19 protein-coding genes are annotated in these 20,234 nt (G+C 74.3%); 12 read left to right on the top strand and 7 right to left on the bottom strand.

The genetic code is table 11. The features are described 5' to 3' along the window. The first annotated feature begins 163 nt into the window (after positions 1-163). On the top strand, positions 164-1,663 hold the full coding sequence (locus ACIOWN_RS15835; RefSeq protein WP_362356283.1) for an MFS transporter: 1,500 nt from the start codon (positions 164-166) through the stop codon (positions 1,661-1,663). A gap of 110 nt (positions 1,664-1,773) precedes the next feature. Next, positions 1,774-1,947, top strand: coding sequence for a CsbD family protein (locus ACIOWN_RS15830; protein WP_362356281.1), 174 nt, complete (start codon positions 1,774-1,776; stop codon positions 1,945-1,947). 446 nt (positions 1,948-2,393) lie between these two features. On the opposite strand, the gene ACIOWN_RS15825 is transcribed toward ACIOWN_RS15830, so the two are convergent. Both ACIOWN_RS15825 and ACIOWN_RS15820 read right to left on the bottom strand, forming a co-directional pair. Then, complete coding sequence (locus ACIOWN_RS15825) at positions 2,394-2,930, bottom strand: hypothetical protein (protein WP_362356279.1); 537 nt, start codon at positions 2,928-2,930, stop codon at positions 2,394-2,396. Positions 2,931-2,947: 17 nt separating this feature from the next. After that, a complete protein-coding gene (locus ACIOWN_RS15820; RefSeq protein WP_362356277.1) occupies positions 2,948-3,493 on the bottom strand; it encodes a DoxX family protein in 546 nt (181 codons plus the stop codon). Positions 3,494-3,668: 175 nt separating this feature from the next. Here ACIOWN_RS15820 and ACIOWN_RS15815 point away from each other — a divergent pair, with 175 nt between their 5' ends. After that, positions 3,669-4,232, top strand: coding sequence for a hemerythrin domain-containing protein (locus ACIOWN_RS15815; protein ID WP_362356275.1), 564 nt, complete (start codon positions 3,669-3,671; stop codon positions 4,230-4,232). Between the two features lie 228 nt (positions 4,233-4,460). Then, on the top strand, positions 4,461-6,050 hold the full coding sequence (locus ACIOWN_RS15810) for a N,N-dimethylformamidase beta subunit family domain-containing protein (RefSeq protein WP_362356273.1): 1,590 nt from the start codon (positions 4,461-4,463) through the stop codon (positions 6,048-6,050). A gap of 13 nt (positions 6,051-6,063) precedes the next feature. On the opposite strand, the gene ACIOWN_RS15805 is transcribed toward ACIOWN_RS15810, so the two are convergent. Next, entirely contained in the window at positions 6,064-6,432 is a 369-nt protein-coding gene (locus ACIOWN_RS15805) for an STAS domain-containing protein (RefSeq protein WP_362356271.1), read from the bottom strand. A gap of 215 nt (positions 6,433-6,647) precedes the next feature. Between ACIOWN_RS15805 and ACIOWN_RS15800 the strand changes: the two genes are divergently transcribed. Next, entirely contained in the window at positions 6,648-7,925 is a 1,278-nt protein-coding gene (locus tag ACIOWN_RS15800) for a PP2C family protein-serine/threonine phosphatase (RefSeq protein WP_362356269.1), read from the top strand. Between the two features lie 163 nt (positions 7,926-8,088). Next, positions 8,089-9,081, top strand: a complete 993-nt coding sequence (locus ACIOWN_RS15795; protein WP_362356267.1) for a hypothetical protein — start codon at positions 8,089-8,091, stop codon at positions 9,079-9,081. A 26-nt stretch (positions 9,082-9,107) separates the two neighbouring features. Here ACIOWN_RS15795 and ACIOWN_RS15790 read toward each other — a convergent pair whose 3' ends face one another. From ACIOWN_RS15790 to ACIOWN_RS15780, 3 genes are all read right to left on the bottom strand, one after another. Further along, entirely contained in the window at positions 9,108-9,602 is a 495-nt protein-coding gene (locus ACIOWN_RS15790) for a hypothetical protein (RefSeq protein ID WP_362356265.1), read from the bottom strand. Positions 9,603-9,815: 213 nt separating this feature from the next. Next, positions 9,816-10,025 carry a hypothetical protein gene (locus tag ACIOWN_RS15785; protein WP_362356263.1) on the bottom strand — a complete coding sequence of 70 codons (210 nt, stop codon included), beginning with the start codon at positions 10,023-10,025 and terminating at the stop codon, positions 9,816-9,818. A 635-nt stretch (positions 10,026-10,660) separates the two neighbouring features. Continuing rightward, positions 10,661-11,908 carry a PP2C family protein-serine/threonine phosphatase gene (locus ACIOWN_RS15780; protein WP_401982485.1) on the bottom strand — a complete coding sequence of 416 codons (1,248 nt, stop codon included), beginning with the start codon at positions 11,906-11,908 and terminating at the stop codon, positions 10,661-10,663. A 286-nt stretch (positions 11,909-12,194) separates the two neighbouring features. On the opposite strand from ACIOWN_RS15780, the gene ACIOWN_RS15775 reads away from it, so the two are divergent. Then, complete coding sequence (locus tag ACIOWN_RS15775; protein WP_362356261.1) at positions 12,195-13,007, top strand: SAM-dependent methyltransferase; 813 nt, start codon at positions 12,195-12,197, stop codon at positions 13,005-13,007. Positions 13,008-13,068: 61 nt separating this feature from the next. Here the strand turns inward: ACIOWN_RS15775 and ACIOWN_RS15770 are convergent, their stop codons facing one another. Further along, entirely contained in the window at positions 13,069-15,147 is a 2,079-nt protein-coding gene (locus ACIOWN_RS15770) for an NlpC/P60 family protein (protein ID WP_401982483.1), read from the bottom strand. A gap of 386 nt (positions 15,148-15,533) precedes the next feature. Here ACIOWN_RS15770 and ACIOWN_RS15765 point away from each other — a divergent pair, with 386 nt between their 5' ends. From ACIOWN_RS15765 to ACIOWN_RS15745, 5 genes are all read left to right on the top strand, one after another. Further along, the gene (locus ACIOWN_RS15765) at positions 15,534-16,280 is read left to right on the top strand and encodes a response regulator transcription factor (RefSeq protein ID WP_362356258.1); all 747 of its coding nucleotides are present in this window, start codon (positions 15,534-15,536) and stop codon (positions 16,278-16,280) included. 2 nt (positions 16,281-16,282) lie between these two features. Next, positions 16,283-17,395 (top strand): HAMP domain-containing sensor histidine kinase, encoded by a 1,113-nt coding sequence (locus ACIOWN_RS15760; RefSeq protein WP_362356256.1) that lies wholly within the window; start codon positions 16,283-16,285, stop codon positions 17,393-17,395. 61 nt (positions 17,396-17,456) lie between these two features. After that, a complete protein-coding gene (locus ACIOWN_RS15755; protein ID WP_362356254.1) occupies positions 17,457-18,200 on the top strand; it encodes an SOS response-associated peptidase in 744 nt (247 codons plus the stop codon). Positions 18,201-18,390: 190 nt separating this feature from the next. After that, positions 18,391-19,563, top strand: coding sequence for an AI-2E family transporter (locus ACIOWN_RS15750; RefSeq protein WP_362356252.1), 1,173 nt, complete (start codon positions 18,391-18,393; stop codon positions 19,561-19,563). Positions 19,564-19,658: 95 nt separating this feature from the next. After that, positions 19,659-20,072, top strand: a complete 414-nt coding sequence (locus ACIOWN_RS15745; protein ID WP_362356250.1) for an SRPBCC family protein — start codon at positions 19,659-19,661, stop codon at positions 20,070-20,072. The last annotated feature ends 162 nt before the right edge of the window (positions 20,073-20,234 follow it).

The following is a 20,234-nucleotide window of genomic DNA, read 5'->3' as shown; positions in this document are numbered from 1 at the left end:
CGGTGCAGCTGTCGACCGCCCGGGCTGGAGCGCGTGCGGAAAGCGGCCGCCGAGCCGCGGCACGTGCGGAAGACGACCGTCCAGGCGGGGCGCGTGCCGGCATTGACCGTCGGCGCGTGCTTCGGCGGCAACCGGAAGGAGCCTTCGTGAACGAGGAGCCTCCGTGAACAAGAACGCGCGGGCGGGCGCACGCGCCGACGATACGGCCGGACTCGACCCGAGGCGGTGGAAGGCCCTGTGGGTCACGCTCGCCACCGGGTTCATGAGCCTGCTCGACGTGACGATCGTGGCCGTGGCGCTGCCGTCGATGCAGCGGGACCTGACGGCCTCGCCAGCCTCCGTGCAGTGGGTCGTCTCCGGCTACGCCCTGTCGTTCGCCCTCGCCCTGGTCCCGGCGGGCCGGCTGGGCGACGCGGTGGGACGGCGCAAGATCTTCCTGTGGGCCCTGGCCGGCTTCGTGATCTGCAGCGCCGGAGCGGGCGCCGCGCCCACGATCACCTGGCTCGTCGTGGCCCGGATCGCGCAGGGCGCCTGCGCGGGCTGCCTCGCCCCGCAGAACTCGGCGCTGATCCAGCAGATGTTCCGAGGGGCCGAGCGAGGCCGCGCCTTCGGATTCCTCGGCGCCACGGTGGGCATCTCCAGCGCGGTGGGCCCCGTCACCGGAGGCCTGATCCTGGCGCTGGCCCACGGCACCCAGGGCTGGCGCTGGATCTTCTACGTCAACGTGCCGATCGGGGCGCTCGCGCTGCTGCTCGGCCTCCGCCTGCTGCCCCGCGTGGCGCGGGGCCGCCGGGAACACCTGGACCTGCCCGGCGTGATCCTGCTGGGCGCCGGGGTGCTGGGCCTGATGCTGCCCCTCGTATTCGCCGACAGCGGGGGAGTGCGCCGCCTGTGGTGGCTTTTCGTGGTGGGCCTGGTGCTCCTGGTGGCCTTCGCCCGCTGGGAGCGGCGGGTCGCGGCGCGCGACGGCGGGCCGCTGCTGGATCCACGGCTCCTGACCTGCACCCGCGGCTACGCGGCCGGCACGGCGCTGGGCACGCTGTACTTCGTGGGGTTCAGCGGGGTGTGGCTGGTGTTCGCCCTGTTCTTCCAGGACGGCCTCGGTTACGCACCATTGGCCTCGGGTCTCGCGGTGACCCCGTTCGCGATCGGTTCGGCGGCCGCGGCGGTGGTCGCGGGCCGGCTGGTGGAGCGGTTCGGACGGCTGCTGACCGTCTGGGGGCTGGTCACGGTCGTCCTCGGGCTCGCGGCCACCGCGCTGATCCTGCGATCGGCTCCGCCGGACGTCATGGCGTGGTGGGCCGCGCCCGCCCTGTTCGTGGGCGGCGTGGGCAGCGGCTGCGTCATCTCCCCGAACGTGACGATGGCGTTGAGTGACGTACCGGTGCGGATGGCCGGGGCCGCGGGCGGCGCACTGCAGACCGGACAGCGGCTCGGGGGAGCGGTGGGCACGGCCGCCCTGCCGGGCCTGTTCTACATGGTGCTCGCGGAGAACGGGAAGGACTACCGCGAGGCCGTGGCCTTCGCCGTCGGCTGCGCCCTTGTGGCCCTGCTGGGGGCCCTGGCGCTCGCCGTCCTCGACTTCCGCCGCTACCGGCACCCCCGCGGCCGGCGCGGTCCGCGCCGGGTCAGCGCCGAGCACACCGGTGCGGGCCACGGCTGACGCCGCTGGTCACTCGTCGTGATCGCTGGCGTGATCGGGAGGTTTGGCCGCCGCCCCGCCGAGCACCCGCATGGTGACACCGACACCGATTCCGCTGGGAGTGAGCGACTGTGGCTGGTGACCAGAAGGGCAAGGCCAAGAAGGAACAGATGAAGGGCAAGGCCAAGGAGACGATCGGCCGCACGGTGGGCAACGAGAGGATGACCGCCGAGGGACAGGCCGAGAAGGCCAAGGGCGACGCCCGCCAGGCCAAGGAGAAGACGAAGGACATCTTCAAGGACTGACGCCGGCCGGCGAGAACGGCGACCCGAGCGCCCTCGGACCGAATCCTCGCCGGACGAATCCGGGAGCGCCGTCGGACGGCATGAACGATCCCAGCGGGACCCCCACTCGTCGAGTGGGGGTCCCGCCGGCGTGTTCCCGGACAGCGGAGCCGGCCGCCGGGCCCCCACCACGGGCAGCCGGTGACGGCCGCGCCGCGCCGAGGCGACCGCGGAGACCAGGGCCATCGCCGCGGCCATGGTGTCGGCGAGCCGGCCGACGGACTCGGTGTGCCGCGCGGCCGGCATGTCGCGTCCGGCGGCGGTGCCGGCGACCACGCAGCGGCGCCGGTCGACGGGGTGCGGGGAGCGCAGGACCCTCGCCGCGCTGTTCGAGCGCGGCGAGGGTCGCCGCCATCGCCTGCCGCCTGACGCGCTCCAGTTCGGCCAGTGCCTCCCCGGGCGGTGGTTCAGCGGTCCCGGAACACCTCCGCGGCCTGGAGCCTGCGCAGGTCCTCGACGACGCGCTGCTGCTGCCCGGCCCGCTCGAAGAGGTCGTCCAGCCGCCGCGGATCCAGGCGCGTGTCCCGGTCGGCGAGTCCGCGCAGCACCTCCCACGCACAGGCCTTTCCCCGGATGCCAAGCTGGAGCAGCTCCAGCTCCAGCAGGGTGCTCAGCGGAGAACGCCGCACCAGTCCGCCGTTGCTCTTCAGCCGCGCGGCCCGTTCGCCGAGGCGGCCGGCGTACACCTTGTAGCGCCGTACGGGGATCTGGAGCCGACGCATGATCTCCAGCAGGCTCCTGCGGTCCTCGGCGATCTCGGCCGCGATCGGGGCCATCGCGTCGCCGATCTCCGAGCCGCGGGTCGCCATGGCCAGGTGGCGGGAGCGCTCCGTGCCCGCGGTGGCGCCCGCCAGGTGGTCGTTGAGGTAGATCCCGAGCAGTTCGTGACCGGACTGCCCGGTGAACACCGGGAGACGGGTACCGGCGTGGGCGTGCTCGCGCATGGTGTCCTCTCCGTTGTTCATCCGCCGTTGCGGGCGGGCAGCTTGGCGCGCAGGCCGCCGACCGCGGCGGCCGGGCGTGCCGTCGCCCGTACCGAGCGGCGCACCAGCCGCGCCTCGCGCTGCAGCTCGTGGGCCGCGTGACGGCCGCGCCACAGCAGGGACGGCGCGCTGCCGGTGTCGTCGGCCGCGATCAGCAGGCCGCCCAGCATGGACAGGTTCTTCAGGAAGTGGATGCGCTGCTGGACGCGGCTCGCGTCGTCCTCCGCCTCCCAGAAGCGGTGCCCGGCGATGGTGGTGGGTATGAGGGTCCCGGCCAGGGCCGCGGCCGACAGCCGCGGGAACCACCCCAGGCCGAGGAGCACGCCCGCCACGACCTGGACGCCGCCGCTGAGCCGTACGACCTGCTCGGTACGGTCCGGCAGCACCGCCACTCGGTCGGTGATGGGCCGTACGACGGGTTCGGCGATCGGCGCCAGCTCCTCGGGACTGCGGAAGGAGCCGATGCCTCCGACGACGAACATGGAGGCGAGCAGAGGCCGACCGGCCACGCGCAGCAGACTCATGGTCCTCTCCAGGGGTGAGCGGTACGTATGCGGCGTTCCCCGGGTTCCCGGCCCACGCCAGGACAATCGGCTCATGCGTCCCGGAGGCACTCGGTGGTGTGCCGTCGCCTGGCCGGGGAACCCGGTGGCGGTCCAGCGGTACGACCTCCAAGGTCCAGCAGCAAGGAGCCCGGCCATGGGACACGGCGGAGACGTCATTCAGGAACTGACCACAGACCACCGCGAAGTGGAGGAGATCTTCGCGCAGATGGAGGCCCTCCCCATGGGGAACTCGCGGCGCAAGGACCTGGCCGACCAGGCCACCATCGAACTGGTCCGCCATTCCGTGGCCGAGGAGATGCACCTGTACCCGGCGGTGCGTCACTACGTCCGCGACGGCGACGCGATCGCCGACCGCGAGGTCCAGGACCACGCCGAGGCCGAGCGGACCATGAAGGACCTGGAGGGCCTGGCCGCGGACGACCCCCGGTTCGACGAGCTCGTCGGCCGTCTGATGCGGGAGATCCGCGAGCACGTCACCGACGAGGAACAGAACCTCTTCCCGCTGCTGCGGGACTCCACCAAGCCCGAGGAACTGGAACAGCTCGGCGAGAAGGTGCGCTCGGCCAAGAAGACCGCCCCGACCCGTCCCCACCCCGCCGCTCCGGACACGCCGCCCCTGAACAAGCTCCTCGCGCCCGGCGCCGGCCTGGTCGACCGGATCCGGGACACCGTGACCGGGCGCGGCCAGACCGGCTGAGGTCCGCGCGCCGCACCGGCGGCGCGCGGAACACCGCTCACGGGGCCGTCGCGGCCGGCACCGCCCGACGGCCCCGTAGGCATGCCCGTACGCCTGTGCCGAAGGTGCACCCAGAGGTCCGCATCCGGTAGTCGTCGCGCCCGTGCGGACCCCCGCCGCGGCCGCTACCTTCGTTTCGAAGGCACGCCGAATCCGCGGGGAGGGCTCGTTCAGCCCCAGGGAGGCGATGTGAGGCCGCACCACGCACAGGAGCACGCGGGACACACGGGGCACGCGGGGAGGGGCTTTGCGCACGGCCCCGCCCGCAGGCGTTTCCTCTGTCTGTGCGCCGGGGCCGGACTGGGCGCGGCGGCCGTCGCCTGCGACCACACGTCCGCGAACCGGCCGTCCGCCGGCACCGACAGCCGCCGCCCGGAGGCCGACCGGGACCGCCCGGGCACCCGGGACTGGCGGATCGGCTCCACGGGCCCGCCCGACGCGGTGGCCGGATACACCGACCGCATCAGCGTCACGCCGGGCCAGGAGTGCGGCCTGCACGTGTCGACCACGGCGTCGTCCTTCCGCGTCTCGGCCTTCCGCGTCGGCTGGTACGGCGGCAGCCACGCCCGCCTCGTCTGGTGCTCCCGCCCCGTGCGCGGACGCGCGCAGCCCGCCGCCCGGACGCTGCCGGCGACCCGCACCGTACGTGCCGACTGGCCCCGCACCCTGGCCTTCAGCACCGAGGGCTGGCCCGAAGGCGCCTACCTGCTGCGCCTCGACGCCGACAACGGCCATCAGCGGTACGTCCCGCTGATCGTGCGCTCCACGCACGGCGCCGGCCGCACCGTACTCCTGCACGCCCCGGCGACCTGGCAGGCGTACAACAGGTGGGGCGGCTCCAGCCTGTACGACGGCGCCTTTGGCGCGTACGCGACCCGCTCCCTCGCCGTCAGCTTCGACCGGCCCTACGACGCCGACGGCGCCGAGAAGTTCCTGGTGTACGAGTGGGCGGCCGTGGTCCTCGCCGAACGCCTCGGCATACCTCTGGCGTACACCACCGGCACCGACCTGCACCACGACCCCGGCGTGCTGCGCGGCGCCACCGCGCTCGTCTGCCTGGGCCACGACGAATACTGGACGCCCGAGCAGCGCCGGCACGTCGCCGAGGCCCGCGACGCGGGCTCCAACGTGGCCTTCCTCGGCGCCAACACCTGCTTCCGCCGGATCCGCCTGGAGGGGAACGGCGCGGGGGCCGGGCGCACCGTCGTCTGCTACAAGTCCTCCTACCGGGACGACCCCTGCTACCCGTCCCGTCCCGCCCAGGTCACCACCGACTTCCGGCAGGCCCCGGACGCCGACCCCGAGTCGTCCCTCACCGGGGTCCTCTACGAGGGCTATCCGGTGGACGCCCCGTACGTCGTGCGCGCGGCGGACCACTGGCTGTACGAGGGAACGGGAGCACACCCCGGCGAGAGCTTCGACCACCTGGTCGGAGTGGAGTACGACAGGGTCACCCCCGGCTCGCCCGTCCCCGCACCGCTGGAGATCACCGCGCACTCGCCACTGGTGTGCGCCGGCAACCGCAGCCACAGCGACTCGGCGTACTGCACGGTGCCGAGCGGGGCGGGCCTCTTCGCCACCGGCACCATGCGCTGGGTGGAGGCACTGATGGCCGGCACCCCCGAGGGCGGCCGCGACCACGGCATGGACGCCCGCACCCGGGCCTTCGTCACCCGCACCACGGAGAACCTGCTGCGCGCCTTCGCCGAGGGCCCGGCGGCGCGGCACCGGCCGGCCCCCCGCCCCGACGCACGGCAGTTGTACGGCCCGCCGGAGTGACCGGCCCTCCGGGTCAGCGGGAGGCCAGGGCCGCCTCCAGGGTGGGGTAGCAGGGTATGAGCGTGTCCACGCCGACGAGTTGGAGCACCCGCAGCACCGCCTCCTGCGGTGCGGCCAGACGCAGTCGGGTGCCGCCCGCCTGCGCGGCCTGGTGGGCGGTGATGAGGGCGTTGATTCCGCTGGAGTCCATGAAGGTCACGTCGCCGAGGTCGACCACCGTGCCGGGCGCGGACCCGGGACAGGACAGCAGCGCGTCGCGCAGATGTGCGCTGCTGTCGAGGTCGACCTCTCCGGCGAGGGCCACGACACAGCTGCCGTCGTCGGCCGTGGTACGGGTGATCAGCAGGCGCTCGGGCACCGCCGGTCCCTCGGTCTCTGCCACACTGCCCTCACTTCTCGTGAACATCCGGCCCTGGTCAGGGTGTTGTCGGCCATGATGTTAGGGCTTCGTGAAGCCGGGGGTGAGGGGGTGTCCAGAAGCCCGCCCCCTCTCGTCCCAGCCCTGCCGCGCACGCCGGTGCTCGCCCGGTGAAGAATCCTCGCCGGCGGACCCGGCCCGCGGGTCGCTACCCTCCGACGCCCGCCCGCAGTGCTGGGATGAATCCGGCAGAACGGCAGAAAGGGGTCGTGGTGGAAGGCGAGTTGGTGTCGGGCCCCGGGAGCGCCGCGACGGACCGCTTCGCACTGGCCCGGCGGGCGGTCGCCGCGATCGGTACGACCCTCGACGACCGCAGGACGGCGGCCGAACTCGCCGCCTTCCTGGTCGAGGAGCTGTGCGACTCGGCGACCGTCGATCTCTACGGCCCGCAGGAGGGCCGCCGTGAGACGGGCGAGTCCCTGCACTCCGCCGCCGTGGCCGGGCGGCGCGACCTGCTCGACAGCCTGGAGAAGGCCCCGCGCGACCGGGTGTCCGTCCGCGCCCTTGACGCGGGCCACCCGATCACGGCCTCGTCCAGCCACGGCGGCGCGGCCCTGGTGACCCTGTCGGTGCCGCTGCTCGCCTGGGACCGGGTCTACGGCGTCGCCCTCGCCCTGCGGGCCGACCGGCCTTTCGCCGACGACGAGACCGCGGCCGTCCATTACGCGGCGCGGCTGGCCGCCGCGCACATGCGGCACTCGGAGGAGCAGCGCGAGGCCGGCCCGCGGGTGTGGGACCTGCGGAAGGTGCTGCCGGCCGACCCGGAGCGTACGCACCCCGAGGTGGAGCTGGCGGTGCGTCACGTGCCCTGCGGCACGGGCGGGCGCGTCGGGGGCGACTGGTGCGAGACCCTGCACCTGCACTCCGGCCGCGTCCTGCTGGTCGTCGGTGAGGTCATGGGCCACGGCCTGGACGCGGCGGTCGACATGAACGCCTACCGCTCCACGCTGCGGTGCGTCGCCTCCACCGACCTGGCGCCGCACGGCATCCTGCGCCGGCTGGACGCCATGATGTCCGCGGAGAGCGGTCGCCGCCCGGCGGCCTGCCTGCTGGCCCTGCTGGACCCGGCGGACGGCACGGCCCAGCTGGCGAGCGCGGGACACCTGCCGCCGGTCGTCTTCCACGCCGACGGCACAGCCGGGCCGGTCCCGCTGCGGGTGGGTCCCCCGATCGGCACCGGCCCCGGCAGCGGGCTCGCCGCCCACGAGGCGACGAGGCTGCCCCTCGCGCCCGACGACACGCTGGTCGTGTTCACCTACGGACTGATCGCGCGGCGCGGCGAGGACATCGACACCTCGCTCGCCCGGCTCTCCGGCCTGCGCCCGGGGCCGGGCGCGGGAGCCGGCGAACTCCTGGACGGCATCCTCGGCGAATTCCTGTGCGTCCCGGCCCCGGACGCCGCCCGGACGGACGACGACGTCACCGCAGTCGCAGCCCGCCTGCGCCCCGGCCTCTGAGGGGCCCGCTGCCGGCCGCCTTCACCGGCCGTCGCCCGGCGCGGACGGGAGAGGGCCGGCGCGCACCGCGCCGGGCGCCCGCTGAGCCCCGCCCGGCGGGGGCGGGGCAGGGGCTGACGCCGCCGCTTGGGCCGTTGTGCGGTGCGGGCGGACACTGGAGGGCATGACCGATGGGCGGGAAGGCGCGGCGCGCCCGGTGGGGCGCAGGGCCGTACTGCTGGGCATGGCGGGCGCGCTGCTCGGCCCGGCGGGCCGCACGGGCGCCGCCCCGGAGCCGAAGCCGGCCCCCTCCACGTCACCGTCCCCCACGCACACCGGGGCGGTCCTCCCGCACACCACCCTCTGGCGCCCCGGTCCGGCCGAGGTCCATCCGGAGGTGAAGCGTCGGGCCGTGGATCTGGTCGCGGCGATCGGCGACTGGCCCAGCGGCAGGGGCGGCGCGTCCGCGGCCCGTGCCAGGGTTGCCGCCCAGGGCCTGCCGACGGGTCTCGCGGCGCAGGCGGGTGCGCTGCTGCCGTTTGCCGACGAGGCCGTCCTGCAGGTGGTGAACGCCCAGTACGGCGGGATCCTCGCCGACTCGGCGAGCGTGCTGGTGGTGTGCCGGCAGTGGACGCGGCACGGCGGCGCCGTCCGTCCGGGCGGCACGACGGTCGACGTACGGCTCGCGCGGTCCAGGACCGGATGGACGGTCACCGCGCTGCACCCGGCCCGGCCGGGCCCGCCGGAGGCCTCGCCGCCGGCCGGGGTGCGGCGTACGTCGGCCGACTCCCGGATCGTGCTGCCGCCCGCGGCGGAGGCCGACCTGAGGAGCGGCCGGATCCACGACAGCGTGCCCACCGCGATGCTGCGTCTGGCGGACACCTACCGGATGTACGTCAGTGTGGTCCGTTCGGGGCATCCACTGGACGTCTTCGGCACCAGCCGGCCCAGCGACCACCCGCGCGGGCGCGCCTTCGACGTCTGGCAGATCGACGGCCACGCGGTCGTGGACCCGGCCACCCCCCGCTCCCTCGTCGAACGCTTCATGCGCGACGCGGCGGCCGCCGGCTCCTACAACGTCGGCGGTCCCGTACTGCTCTCCGGTGGCCGCACCCCGAACCAGTTCTTCAGCGACGCCACCCACCACGACCACGTCCACATCGGCTTCCGCACCTGAAGAAGCCCCGGCGTGACGGGAGAGGTTCAGTCGTCACCCCGCGCATCCGCTTCCGTCGGTGCGCCACGGCCCACGGTCAACGACCAGCGCACGGCCTGGGGCGCCTCGATCGTCACGACTCCACCGCGCTCCACCCCGGACACGGCGAACTCGTTGGAGACGGTGCTGACCTGGCCGGCATCGCACTCCAGGGGGAACGAGACGTGCACGGGCCGCACCGCCACCGTGATCCTTCCCTTGCCCTGGCAGCTCACCGCGACGGTGAGGGCGTCACCTTTCCTGCCCTTGTCGTACGGAACGACGGCGTTCCCCGCGGTCACCTTCTGGCGGCCCGCGAGTGACGCGCCGGGTTCCGGCTCCGGCGGCTTCAGCGGGGAGGGCCGCGTGGTGCCGGGCACGGTGCCGTCCGTTGCCGGGACCGGCGTCGTCGAGTCCTGGGGCTGCGGGGGCAGCGCCGTGTGCGCGGGGTCCGCGCTGCACGCGGAGACGGATAGAAGTACCGTGGCGCAGGCGATGCTCACCGCCGTACGGGTTCGGCAGGACATATCAGCTCTCCGAGGCAGCCGGCCGACATGATGCGGCATGTGGATGATGACCTTGCGTGTGCCGTCCGGCCGGCAGCTGTCGAGATCATGTCAGCACGTCGAGCGATCCACCAGCCATTCAAGTCCTTTCTGAGCAAGACCTGAGCCGGGCCGGTCGACCGACACCCCGCCCGACTCCGCGGGCGGGGGTCAGGACAGGGCCATCATGAGGGCGGCCGCCACGGTGAGGGCCGCCAGCGGCAGCATGATCGGTCGTGCGCGTTCCCACCATGCGGGCCAGTCGTCGGTCCGGTGCCAGAGGCGGCCGATGCGGAGCCCGGCGTCCGGACCGGTCAGGGCCCGGCCGGAGCCGAGCAACGAGCGGCACCAGGGGCATTCGCCGTCCTCCCACGCTTCCATGCCGCGCTCAACGACACCCGCGGGACCGGGCAACGCCCACGCCCACCATCGTGATCCCGCCGTCACCGAGCCGTGAGCAAGCGGTGCCCCGCGCGGTCCGGGCCGGGCCCCGGGGAACGGCCCGGCCCCCTCTCCGTCCGGGCTCACGGACCCGGCAGCCCACGCGGCACGGGCACGGCCGGAACCGCGGGAACCACCCGCGCCGCCGCTTCCGGCGGCCTCTCCCCGGAGCCGACGCCCCAGGGCCGCAGCAACGGCGAACCGGGCTCCCGCCCAGCGGACGCGACGGCCGGGGCCGGCGAACCGGCGTCCGCGAAGGACGCCCACTGGACCGGGGACGGTTCGGGCGCGCGCCGCCCGCTGACGCGCGGTGGCGCCGAGGCGTGGGGCGGCGAGTGGGCCGGTGCCGGGTCCGAAGGCCCGCCGGTCAGTTCCGCGTAGGGCCGTTCCGCGGGGAGGTGGCCGAGCGAGCGCGGCACGGCCCCAGAAGTGCTCTCCATGCCGGAGCAAACGGCGCTCACACCGCCCGCGTACGCCTCATGCCGCACTCCCTCACCACATCAGGTGAGGACATCGCTCGAACGGCCGCCTCCGCTCATGCGACAAGCAGCCCAGGGCGCCCTCCCGGGCCTCCGTCAGTTCTTCCCGGGGGTCAGCTCGGCGAGCAGCAGCGTCCGGTCGTCCGTCACGTCGTCGGCGCCGTCGTGAGCGGCGTCGGCCAGCAGCCGCCGGCACAGCGACGGCAGCGCGTCCGGGTGCCCGGCGTCCGTCACGTCGTCGGCCCCGGCGTCCAGGGCGTGGGCGAGGCGCGCGATGCCCTGGTCGATGTCATGGGTACGGGACTCCACCAGGCCGTCGCTGTAGAGCAGCAGCAGGGTCGGCTCGGACAGGTGCAGCACGGTCGGCTCGTAGGGGCCCGTGGCCAGCCCCAGGGGGAGACCGGCGGAGGCGAGCGCCACCGGCGCCGCCGGGCGGCCGGGGCCGCGGATCAGGGGCGGTGGATGGCCGGCGCCGACGAACGTGCAGGTGTGCAGTTCCGCGTCCCACTCAGCGTAGATGCAGGTGGCGAAGGAGGCCCCGGGCGTGGTGCCGGCGACGGCGTCCAGCCGGTCCATGAGCTCGGCCGGCGGGATGTCGAGCGCCGCGAGGGCACGGACGGCGGTCCGCAGCTGGATCATGGCCACGGCGGACTCCGGTCCGTGTCCCATGGCGTCGCCCACGATCATGGCCAGCCGCCCGTCCCCCCGGGGCAGCACGTCGTACCAGTCGCCGCCGATGACGTTGTCCTGCCCGGCCGGCCGGTAGCCGTGCGCGACCCGGCAGCTCTCGAAGGTCTGTCCGGTCTCCGGGAGGAGACTGCGGCGGATGGCCAGCGCCGTGCGGCGCTCGCGTTCGTAGCGGCGGGCGTTGTCGAGGGCGACACAGGCCCGGGCGCCGAGCGACTCCACCGCCACCGCCTCGCCGCGCGTGAAGGGCTCCTTGCCGGGACCGCGTGTGCAGGCGATGAAACCGACCGCCGCGCCGCGCAGCCGCAGCGGGACGATGAGGAACCCGGCGCTGTGCAGCAGAGCGTCCACGCCCGCGTCGTCCGGGTCGGTGCCGCGCAGCCGCTCGAAGGTGTGCCGGTCGACGCCGTCGAGCAACTGGGTCTGCCCGGTCGCCACGGCACGCGCGTACGGCGTGTGGCGCGGGAAGACCAGCACCTCCCCGACCGGCAGCAGATGCTCCCAGTCCTCCGAGCTGTCCGACCCTATGCGCAGGGCGAGCCGGCGCGCCTCGATCTGCGGCGGGTCGGCCGCCGTGCGCGCGTTCTCCTCCAGCAACCAGCGCTGGAGCAGGTACACCGAGGCCGCGTCGCAGAAACCCGGCGCGAGCGCGTGCACGACATGACGGCCGGTCAGGTGCAGGTCCAGCTCCGAGCCGATGGCGTCGGCCGCGGGGGAGAAGTACGAACGGCGGCGGAGCGGCGCTGTGGGGGGTGGGTCTTCGGGGTGGCCGCGTTCTGTGTTCCGCAGGATCGTGTGCCTTCCGGGTGGGGCCGGTGGGCCGGAGGTCCGGTGGGGCGGGGACGGACGGGCCGGTCGGACCGGTCGGGCGGTACGGCGTGGTATGCCACTGGCAACTATATGATGCACAGTCAATGTCGTTTAATAGTAGGGGAGTTGGCGGATGCGGGACGGAGAGGGGCTGCCCCGGGGTGTCGATCCGGGCAAGGCCAGCGTGGCCCGGATGTACGACGCCATGCTGGGCGGCGAGCACAACTTCGCCATAGACCGGGAGGCGGTGGCCGCCTTCACGGCGATCGATCCCCAGGTGCGCACCCTGGCCCGCGCCAACCGCGCCTTCCTGGGCCGCGCCGTACGGTTCCTGGTGGACGCCGGGGTACGCCAGTTCATCGACCTCGGCTCCGGGATCCCCACCCAGGGCAATGTGCACGAGGTCGCCCAGGCCGCCAGTCCCGGTGCCAGGGTGGCGTACGTCGACAACGACCCGGTCGCGGTCGCGCACAGCGAGGCGCTGCTCGCCGACAACCCGGACGCGGCGATCGTGGCCGCCGACATCCGCGATCCCGCGGGGATACTCTCCGCGCCGCAGGTGAGCAAGCTCATCGACTTCAACGAGCCCGTCGCCGTACTGATGATCACGATCCTGCACTTCGTCACCCCGCAGGAGGACCCCGGCGGGATCGTGGCCGCCTTCCGGGACGCACTGCCCGCGGGCAGCTGGCTGGCCCTGACCCACGCCACGGACGAGGACCGTCCGGACACGGCGGCGGCGGTCGGGCAGCTGTACCGGGACCGGGCCACCTCGCCGGTCACGGCACGCTCCCACGACGAGATCGAGTCCCTCTTCGACGGCTTCGACCTGGCGGAGCCGGGGCTGGTCCATGTTCCGCTGTGGCGCCCCGACCGGGAGGAAGAGGTCCCGGAGGACCCGTCCCAGTTCTGGGTGTACGCCGGGGTGGGCCGCAAGGACGTGTGAACGGCGGGCGGGGGGCCCGGGTGACGCCGTGGCGGTCACCCGGGCCCCCGCCCGTGACGGCTCAGGCCGGCCGTATCGCGCTGTGGATGGCCTGCGGGCCCGCGAAGAAGATCGACTCCTCGCGTATCGACGCACCCGGACTCGGGGCGTGGATCATGGTGCCGTTGCCCGCGTACAGGCCCACGTGGCTGACCTCGCCGTAGAAGAAGATCAGATCCCCCGGCTCCAGTGCGGCGAGCTCGATCGCCGCGCCGGAGCCGACCTGTTCGTGGGTGGTGCGGGGCAGGGCCACGTCCGCGGCCCGCCAGGCGGCCTGGGCGAGGCTCGAGCAGTCGTAGGAGCCCGGACCGGTGGCTCCCCACACGCACGGCTTGCCGATCTGCGCGCGGGCGAAGGCCAGTGCCTTGGCGGCCTTCCGCCCGTAGGCCGAGGCCGGGCTCTCGGCTACCGCGGAGCCGGGGGCGGCTCCGGCCTCACCCGCCGCTCCCGGGGAGCCCGGAGCGGACGGGACCCCCGCCTGGCTGGCGTCGAAGAGCGAGTTGCCGTCCAGTGGCGGGGTCGTGTCGAAGAGTCCCGTGGCATGCTGCTGCCACTGCGCCGCCTCCGGCTGAGGCACGGGCTCCCCGGGCACGGCGTGCCGGGCCAGCATCTCGCCGGCCTGGGCGAGCTTGCTCCGCATCCGCTCCTTGGCGGGCCGCTGCACCGCGGCGCCTTGCCAACGACGCCCCGGCCCGGCCCCGCCCGCAAACGGCGCGACGGGGCCGGTGGGCGGGGCCGCAGCACCCGGGCTCCCGGCGGCAGCCTCCACGGCCCCACCGGAGAGCGCGTCCAGGCCGCCGGCAAAGGGCGCCGCCTGCATGGTGCCGGCCACAGGAGCCTGCATGGCTCCAGTGGGCGGCGGCTGCATGGCGCGGTCGGGGAGCACCCCCAGGGTGCCGGTGCTCGGCGCTTCGATGGTCCCTGCGGGGGGTGCGCCGATGGTTCCGTTCGGCAGCGGGCCCAGGCTGCCGGTGGGCGGTGGCTGCATGGCGCGGTCGGACAGTGCCCCCATGGCGCCGGTGGGCGGCTCCATGGCCCCGTTGGGGAGCACCCCCATGGTTCCTGTGGCGGGCGCGCCGCCGGTTGCGCTCGGGAGCACCCCCAGGCTGCCGGTCGGGGGCGGCTGCATGGTGCGGTTGGGGAGTACTGCCATGGTGCCGGTCGTCGCGGCTTCCATGGTTGCTGCGGGGGGCGCGCCGGTGGTTGCGTTCGGGAGCGGGCCCAGGCTGCCGGTGGCGGGCGGTTGCATGGAGCGGTCGGTGAGTGCACTCATGGTGCCTGTGGTCGGCTGCATGGTGCCGTCGGGGAGCGCGCCCATGGTGCCGGTGGGCGGCTGCATGGTGCGGTTGGGGAGTACTGCCATGGTGCCGGTCGTCGCGGCTTCCATGGTTGCTGCGGGGGGTGCGCCGGTGGTTGCGTTCGGGAGCGGGCCCAGGCTGCCGGTGGCGGGCGGCTGCATGGAGCGGTTGGTGAGCGCGCCCAAGGTGCCGGTGCCCAGCTGCGTGCCGTCGGGAAGCGCGCCCATGGGGCCGGTGGGCGGCTGCATGGCCCCGTCGGGAAGCGCACCCATGGTTCCGGTGGTGGGCGTCGGTGTCGTGGTGCCGGTGGGCGGTGGCGGTTGCATGGGGCGGGCGGTCAGTTCCGCCACGGGCAAGGCGGCGGGCAGCTCCGGGGTGGCCCGTGCCGCGGCCGGCAGTTCGGGGGCCGAGGCCGCCGGGCCGGCGGGCAGCTCCGGCCGGGGTGCCCTGCCCGCGTCGAGCGCCAGTCCCTCGCGGACATCCGCCGGACGCCTGCCCGGCGCCGCGGCAGGGGAGCCGGCCGGTTTCGGCATACGGTCCGGCGGCAGGACCGCCGGCCTGGTCGGACCCAACTGGGCACGCCCCACGTCGAACCACTTCCGGGCCATCCGGTCCACCGCCGGATCGGAGCCCCCGGAACCGCCCCAGGCAGCCGAACCCCGCCGCGTACGAGCGCTGTTGCTCATCGCGCGCGTGGCGTTGAAGTTCCCCGTGGCGTTCTCCGCCTGGTCGTAGAGGCTGCTGATCCGCTGCTGGACCTCGGCGCGGCTCGGCCTGTCGTCGCTCGGTCGTTCCGGCGTCAAGAAGGACGCACCCCTCCCATGGGCCGCCTACCGGTTCTGCTCTCGGCATCGGGCGGACGTTCTGCGGAAGGCGTGCCCCGCGGCCCTTGTCCCGAGGGACAGTTGGACCGCTTCACCCCGAGGTTGGTCGGTTCCCCGGCTCCGGTCGCTGCGGGGGCGTACCGGACTCGGCGGAGGTCGCACGATCCGACGCGACTCGCCGGAGGCAATCGTGCGGCCTGCTCGTCAACTTAGCGAACGTGTGTACCCGGTGTGAAGATTGAAGTGTGGAATGTCCGATACGTATTCGTGACCTTCCCGTGAGCTGCCTCACTTCCGGACGCCGGAGGCCGGGGAGGGCCCCCTGGTGGGCGGCGCGGGCGCAGGCGCGGTGCCAGGCTGGAGGCATGCAGGAGTCGTACGAATCCAGGGACGCCGGGTCCGGCGGGCCGACGCCGGCCGGGGCGGCGCGGGTGCTGGTCGTCGAGGACGACGCCACGGTCGCCGAGATCGTCTCCGGCTACCTGGACCGCGCGGGCCACGTCGTCGACCGTGCGGGGGACGGGCCGACCGCGCTCGCCCGCGCCGCCGCCCACTGGCCGGACCTGGTCGTACTCGACCTGATGCTGCCCGGCATGGACGGCCTGGAGGTGTGCCGCCGGATACGCGGGCGGGGCCCGGTGCCGGTCATCATGCTCACGGCCCGCGGCGACGAGGAGGACCGCATCCTGGGCCTCGAGGTCGGTGCCGACGACTACGTCACCAAGCCGTTCAGCCCCCGCGAACTCGTCCTGCGGGTGGAGTCGGTGCTGAGGCGCACCCGGCCCGCGACCGTGCCGCCGCCGCTCGCCGCCGCCGGACTCGCCATGGACCCGGCAGGGCGCCGCGCCACCAGGAACGGCACCGAACTCGCGCTCACCCTGCGAGAGTTCGACCTGCTCGCCTTCTTCCTGCGCCACCCCGGCAGGGTGTTCAGCCGCGAGGACCTGATGCGGGAGGTGTGGGGTTGGGACTTCGGCGACCTGTCCACGGTCACCGTCCACGTCCGGCGGCTGCGCGGCAAGATCGAGGACGACCCGGCCCGGCCCCGCCTCATCCAGACCGTGTGGGGCGTGGGCTACCGCTTCGACCCCACCGGACACGAGGGGAGTTGACGGTGCGCGAGCCCCTGTTCATCGCCCTGTACGCCTTCCTCGGCGCCGCCGTGGCCGGACTGGCCGGGGCGGGCGCGCTGCGGCTGATCCGGCGGCGCTCGCTGACGGCCTCCCTCGCCGTGGTCGCCGCCGTGGCGGTGGGCGCGATGCTGGCCGGCACCCTGGCCGTGGCCCAGGCGATGTTCCTGTCCGCGCACGACCTGTCCGTCGTCACCACCGTCGTGGCGATGGCGGCGGTGGTGTCCCTGGCCACCGCGCTGCTCCTGGGCCGCTGGGTCGTGGCCCGCAGCCGCGAGCTCGCCCGAGCGGCCCGCACGCTCGGCGAGGGTGGCGGCTTCGCCGCGCCCCACGGCCCGGCGACCGCCGAACTGGATTATCTGAGCAGCGAGTTGGCGGCCACCGGTGCCCGGCTCGCCGAGTCCCGGGAGCGGGAGCGTGCCCTGGAGTCCTCCCGCCGGGAACTCGTCGCCTGGATCTCCCACGACCTGCGCACCCCGCTCGCCGGACTGCGTGCCATGTCCGAGGCGCTGGAGGACGGGGTGGCCGCCGACCCGGACCGCTACCTGCGGCAGATCCGCGCCGAGGTGGAGCACCTCGACGCCATGGTGGGCGACCTGTTCGAGCTGTCCCGCATCCACGCCGGCTCCCTCGCCCTCACCCGCTCCCGGATCTCCGTGTACGACCTGGTCGGCGACGCGCTCGCCGGGGCGGATCCGCTGGCGAAGGGACTCGGCGTCCGTCTCGTGGCCGGCCACGTCGAGCCGGTGCCGGTCGAGGTGGACGCGGAGGAGATGAACCGCGTGCTGGGCAATCTGCTGGTCAACGCGATCCGCCGCACCCCCGCCGACGGCACGGTCGCGGTCGCCGCCGAACGCGCGCCCGGCGGTGTCGTGCTGTCCGTCGAGGACAGCTGCGGCGGCATCCCCGAGGCGGACCTCGCGCGCGTCTTCGACACCGGCTGGCGCGGCACCCACTCCCGCACACCGCCCGCGGGAGCCGGCCTGGGCCTGGCCATCGTCCGCTGCATCGTCGAGGCGCACCAGGGCCGGGCCGCCGTACGCAACATCCCGGGCGGCTGCCGCTTCGAGGTGACCCTGCCGGCCCCGGAGGGCTGACCCCACCGGCGGGCGTGAGGCGCTCCCGCTCCCCGCGGTGCCACCGTGGCACCCTGGCCCCATGTGCGGTCGCTACGTCTCCACCCGAGGTCCGCAGGACCTGGTCCGGCACTTCCGGGTCACCGAGTGGCGCCCCGAGGAGGCGCTCGCGCCGAACTGGAACGTCGCCCCGACCGACGAGGTGTGGGCCGTTCTCGAACGGGCCCCGCGCGGGGACGGCACCCCGGCCGCCGTCCGAAGGGAGCTGCGGCCGCTGCGCTGGGGGCTGGTCCCGTCCTGGGCGAAGAACGTGAGGGCCGGCGCCCGGATGATCAACGCCCGAGTGGAGACCGTGCACGAGAAGCCGGCCTTCCGCCGCGCCTTCGTCAGGCACCGCTGCCTGCTGCCGGCCGACGGCTTCTACGAATGGCAGCAGATCAAGTCCCCGGACACCGGCAGGACCCGCAAGCAGCCGTACTACATCAGTCCCGAGGACGGCGAGCTGATGGCGCTCGCCGGCCTGTACGCGTACTGGCGCGACCCGCACGTGGCGCGGGACGACGACCCTGCCGCCTGGCTGACCACGTGCACCGTCATCACCACCGAGGCCACCGACGAGGCCGGCCGCGTCCACCCCCGGATGCCGCTGGCCCTCACCCCGGACCACTACGACGCCTGGCTCGACCCCCGCCATCGCAACGCCGGCGAACTGCGGGCGCTGCTGAGTCCCCCGGCGGGCGGCAGGCTCGGCGCCAGGCCCGTCTCCCCAGCCGTCAACAACGTGCGCAACAACGGCCCCGAACTGCTGGCGGAGACGACGCCCTGACAGGCCGGACCGCTCCGGCCCACCCGCGCGGCACCGTGCGCCGTACGGCACCCGTTCCCTCTGATGCCCCCGAAGACCGCCCACCCGGCCGAACTGCACCCCGGCCCCCGCCCGGCCGGACCTTACGGTGCTCAAGAGGGCTCAGGAGGCTCAAGAGGTTCAAGAGGGCCCGGGACGAAGGGGAGGCGCGGTGGCTGCTGCGGGCGCTCCGGCGGGCGGGCCGGGCCGCGGGCACCGGCCGGCCGGACGGACGCCCGGCAGCCGCCCGGCGCACTCCGTACGCCTCCCGCCGCACGCCCGGACCGCCCCGGCGGCCCGGAAGGCCGAGGGCACCGTTCCCTGGCTGCGGGTCGCCGCCGCCTACGCCTGGCGCCTCATCCTCGTCGGCATCGTCGTCTACGGTGTCTTCACCGTCCTCGGCCGCTTCCAGCTCATCGCCGTGGCCCTGTTCCTCGGCCTGGTCATCACCACGATCCTGCGCCCCCTCACCGACCTGCTGAACCGCTTCCTGCCCCGGGCACTCTGCGTCGCCGTCGCCCTGGTGGGCAGCATCCTGTGCCTGTCCGCCCTGCTGGCGTTCGTCGGCAACGCGGTGGCGGGGGAGTCGGCGAAGCTCGCGGGCGAGTTCGGCGGCGGCATCCACCGGATCGAGGAGTGGCTCCAGCGCCCGCCGTTCCGGCTCAGCCGGGGCAAACTGACCGACCTGCAGAAGCAGGTCCTGGCCTACCTGTCCGCCCACCGCGCCGGGCTCCTCAGCCGCGCGCTCAGCGGCTTCGGCAGGCTCGTCGAACTGGTCACCGGCGCCGCCCTCGCGGTCTTCTCCTCCGTCTTCTTCATCCACTCCGGCGAGAAGCTCTGGCGGTGGGCACGCGACCAGCTCCTGCCCGGCCGGGCCCGGCCGATGTGGGACCGGGCCGGGTACGCCGCCTGGCGGACGTTCGCCGGGTACACACGCGGCATCATCATCGTGGCGGCCACCAACGCCGTCCTCGTCGGAATCGCCCTGTCGGTGCTGCGCGTACCGCTCGCGCTGCCACTGTCGCTGCTGGTGTTCTTCGCCACGTTCGTGCCGCTCGTGGGCTCACCGGTCGCGCTGGCCGTGGCCACGGTGGTCGCCCTCGCGGCACGTGGCCCCCTCATCGCGCTGGCCGTGCTCGCCCTCATCGTCGTCATCGGCCAGCTCGAAGGACATGTGCTGCACCCGGTGGTCATGAGCTGGGCGGTGCGCCTGCACCCGCTCGTCGTCGGCGTCTCCGTCATCGCGGGCGGCATCGTCGCGGGCGTGGTCGGCGCCGTGGTGGCCGTCCCGTTCGTCTCCGTCACCTGGGCGGTCCTGCGCGCGCTGTGGCCCGCCCCGCCCTGACGTTCCGCTTCCGTTTCCTCGGCGGGGGCTTTTCGGCCGCGGCAGAAGGGGCACGCGTCCGTGATACGACCCCCGAGCGGAGGAACGGTGCCGTCATGGCCGAGTACGAACGTTCACGCACGATGCCGGCTCTGCCCGAGCACGTCTTCGACCAGGCCGCCGACATCGGCCGGTTCGACGCCTGGCTGCCCGGTGAACTGCACGTGCACGCGGAGCAGCCCCCCGCCGTCACGGTGCACGAGGACCAGACGGACCGGGACACCGCCGCCCAGCTGCGCGCCGAACGCGACCAGATGCGGATCGAGTGGGGCACCCGGGAGCAGGGCGGCTACGCGGGCTGGCTCCAGGTCGCCGGCATCGGCAGCGGGGCCAGCGAGGTGACCGTCCATCTGTCGTTCTTCGACGACCGCCACGATCCGGGCGAGCGGGCCGCCCGCGACGCCCTCGACAGCAGCCTGCGCCGCCTGGAGGAGCAGGTACGGCTGCGCACCGACCACACGGGCGGCTGACCGCCACGCTCCGGGCCACCCCTCGACATGCCGCGGTGTGGCGCCCCATGACGGGGCCCCGGCCACCGGGGTCTCGCCAGTCGGCGTCTCGGGAGGTCACAAGACGGGCAGGCGAGTGAGGCGGAGGCCTCGTCCGGTCGCGGCCGGGTACCCGAACGGCCG

Origin of the sequence: Streptomyces sp. NPDC087787, from assembly GCF_044743035.1 — a bacterium.
Taxonomy (GTDB): Bacteria; Actinomycetota; Actinomycetes; order Streptomycetales; family Streptomycetaceae; genus Streptomyces.
Note: the sequence above shows the minus strand (reverse complement) of the source record. Positions and strands in the feature narration are given on the sequence as shown.

What these genes read in the sequence shown, in the direction of transcription:
- ACIOWN_RS15825 (WP_362356279.1), bottom strand. Translation starts at nt 2,930, where the DNA reads ATGCGCGAGCACGCCCACGCCGGTACCCGTCTCCCGGTGTTCACCGGG.
- ACIOWN_RS15820 (WP_362356277.1), bottom strand. Translation starts at nt 3,493, where the DNA reads ATGAGTCTGCTGCGCGTGGCCGGTCGGCCTCTGCTCGCCTCCATGTTC.
- ACIOWN_RS15815 (WP_362356275.1), top strand. Translation starts at nt 3,669, where the DNA reads ATGGGACACGGCGGAGACGTCATTCAGGAACTGACCACAGACCACCGC.
- ACIOWN_RS15800 (WP_362356269.1), top strand. Translation starts at nt 6,648, where the DNA reads ATGAATCCGGCAGAACGGCAGAAAGGGGTCGTGGTGGAAGGCGAGTTG.
- ACIOWN_RS15795 (WP_362356267.1), top strand. Translation starts at nt 8,089, where the DNA reads ATGACCGATGGGCGGGAAGGCGCGGCGCGCCCGGTGGGGCGCAGGGCC.
- ACIOWN_RS15785 (WP_362356263.1), bottom strand. Translation starts at nt 10,025, where the DNA reads ATGGAAGCGTGGGAGGACGGCGAATGCCCCTGGTGCCGCTCGTTGCTC.
- ACIOWN_RS15775 (WP_362356261.1), top strand. Translation starts at nt 12,195, where the DNA reads ATGCGGGACGGAGAGGGGCTGCCCCGGGGTGTCGATCCGGGCAAGGCC.
- ACIOWN_RS15765 (WP_362356258.1), top strand. Translation starts at nt 15,534, where the DNA reads ATGCAGGAGTCGTACGAATCCAGGGACGCCGGGTCCGGCGGGCCGACG.
- ACIOWN_RS15755 (WP_362356254.1), top strand. Translation starts at nt 17,457, where the DNA reads ATGTGCGGTCGCTACGTCTCCACCCGAGGTCCGCAGGACCTGGTCCGG.
- ACIOWN_RS15745 (WP_362356250.1), top strand. Translation starts at nt 19,659, where the DNA reads ATGGCCGAGTACGAACGTTCACGCACGATGCCGGCTCTGCCCGAGCAC.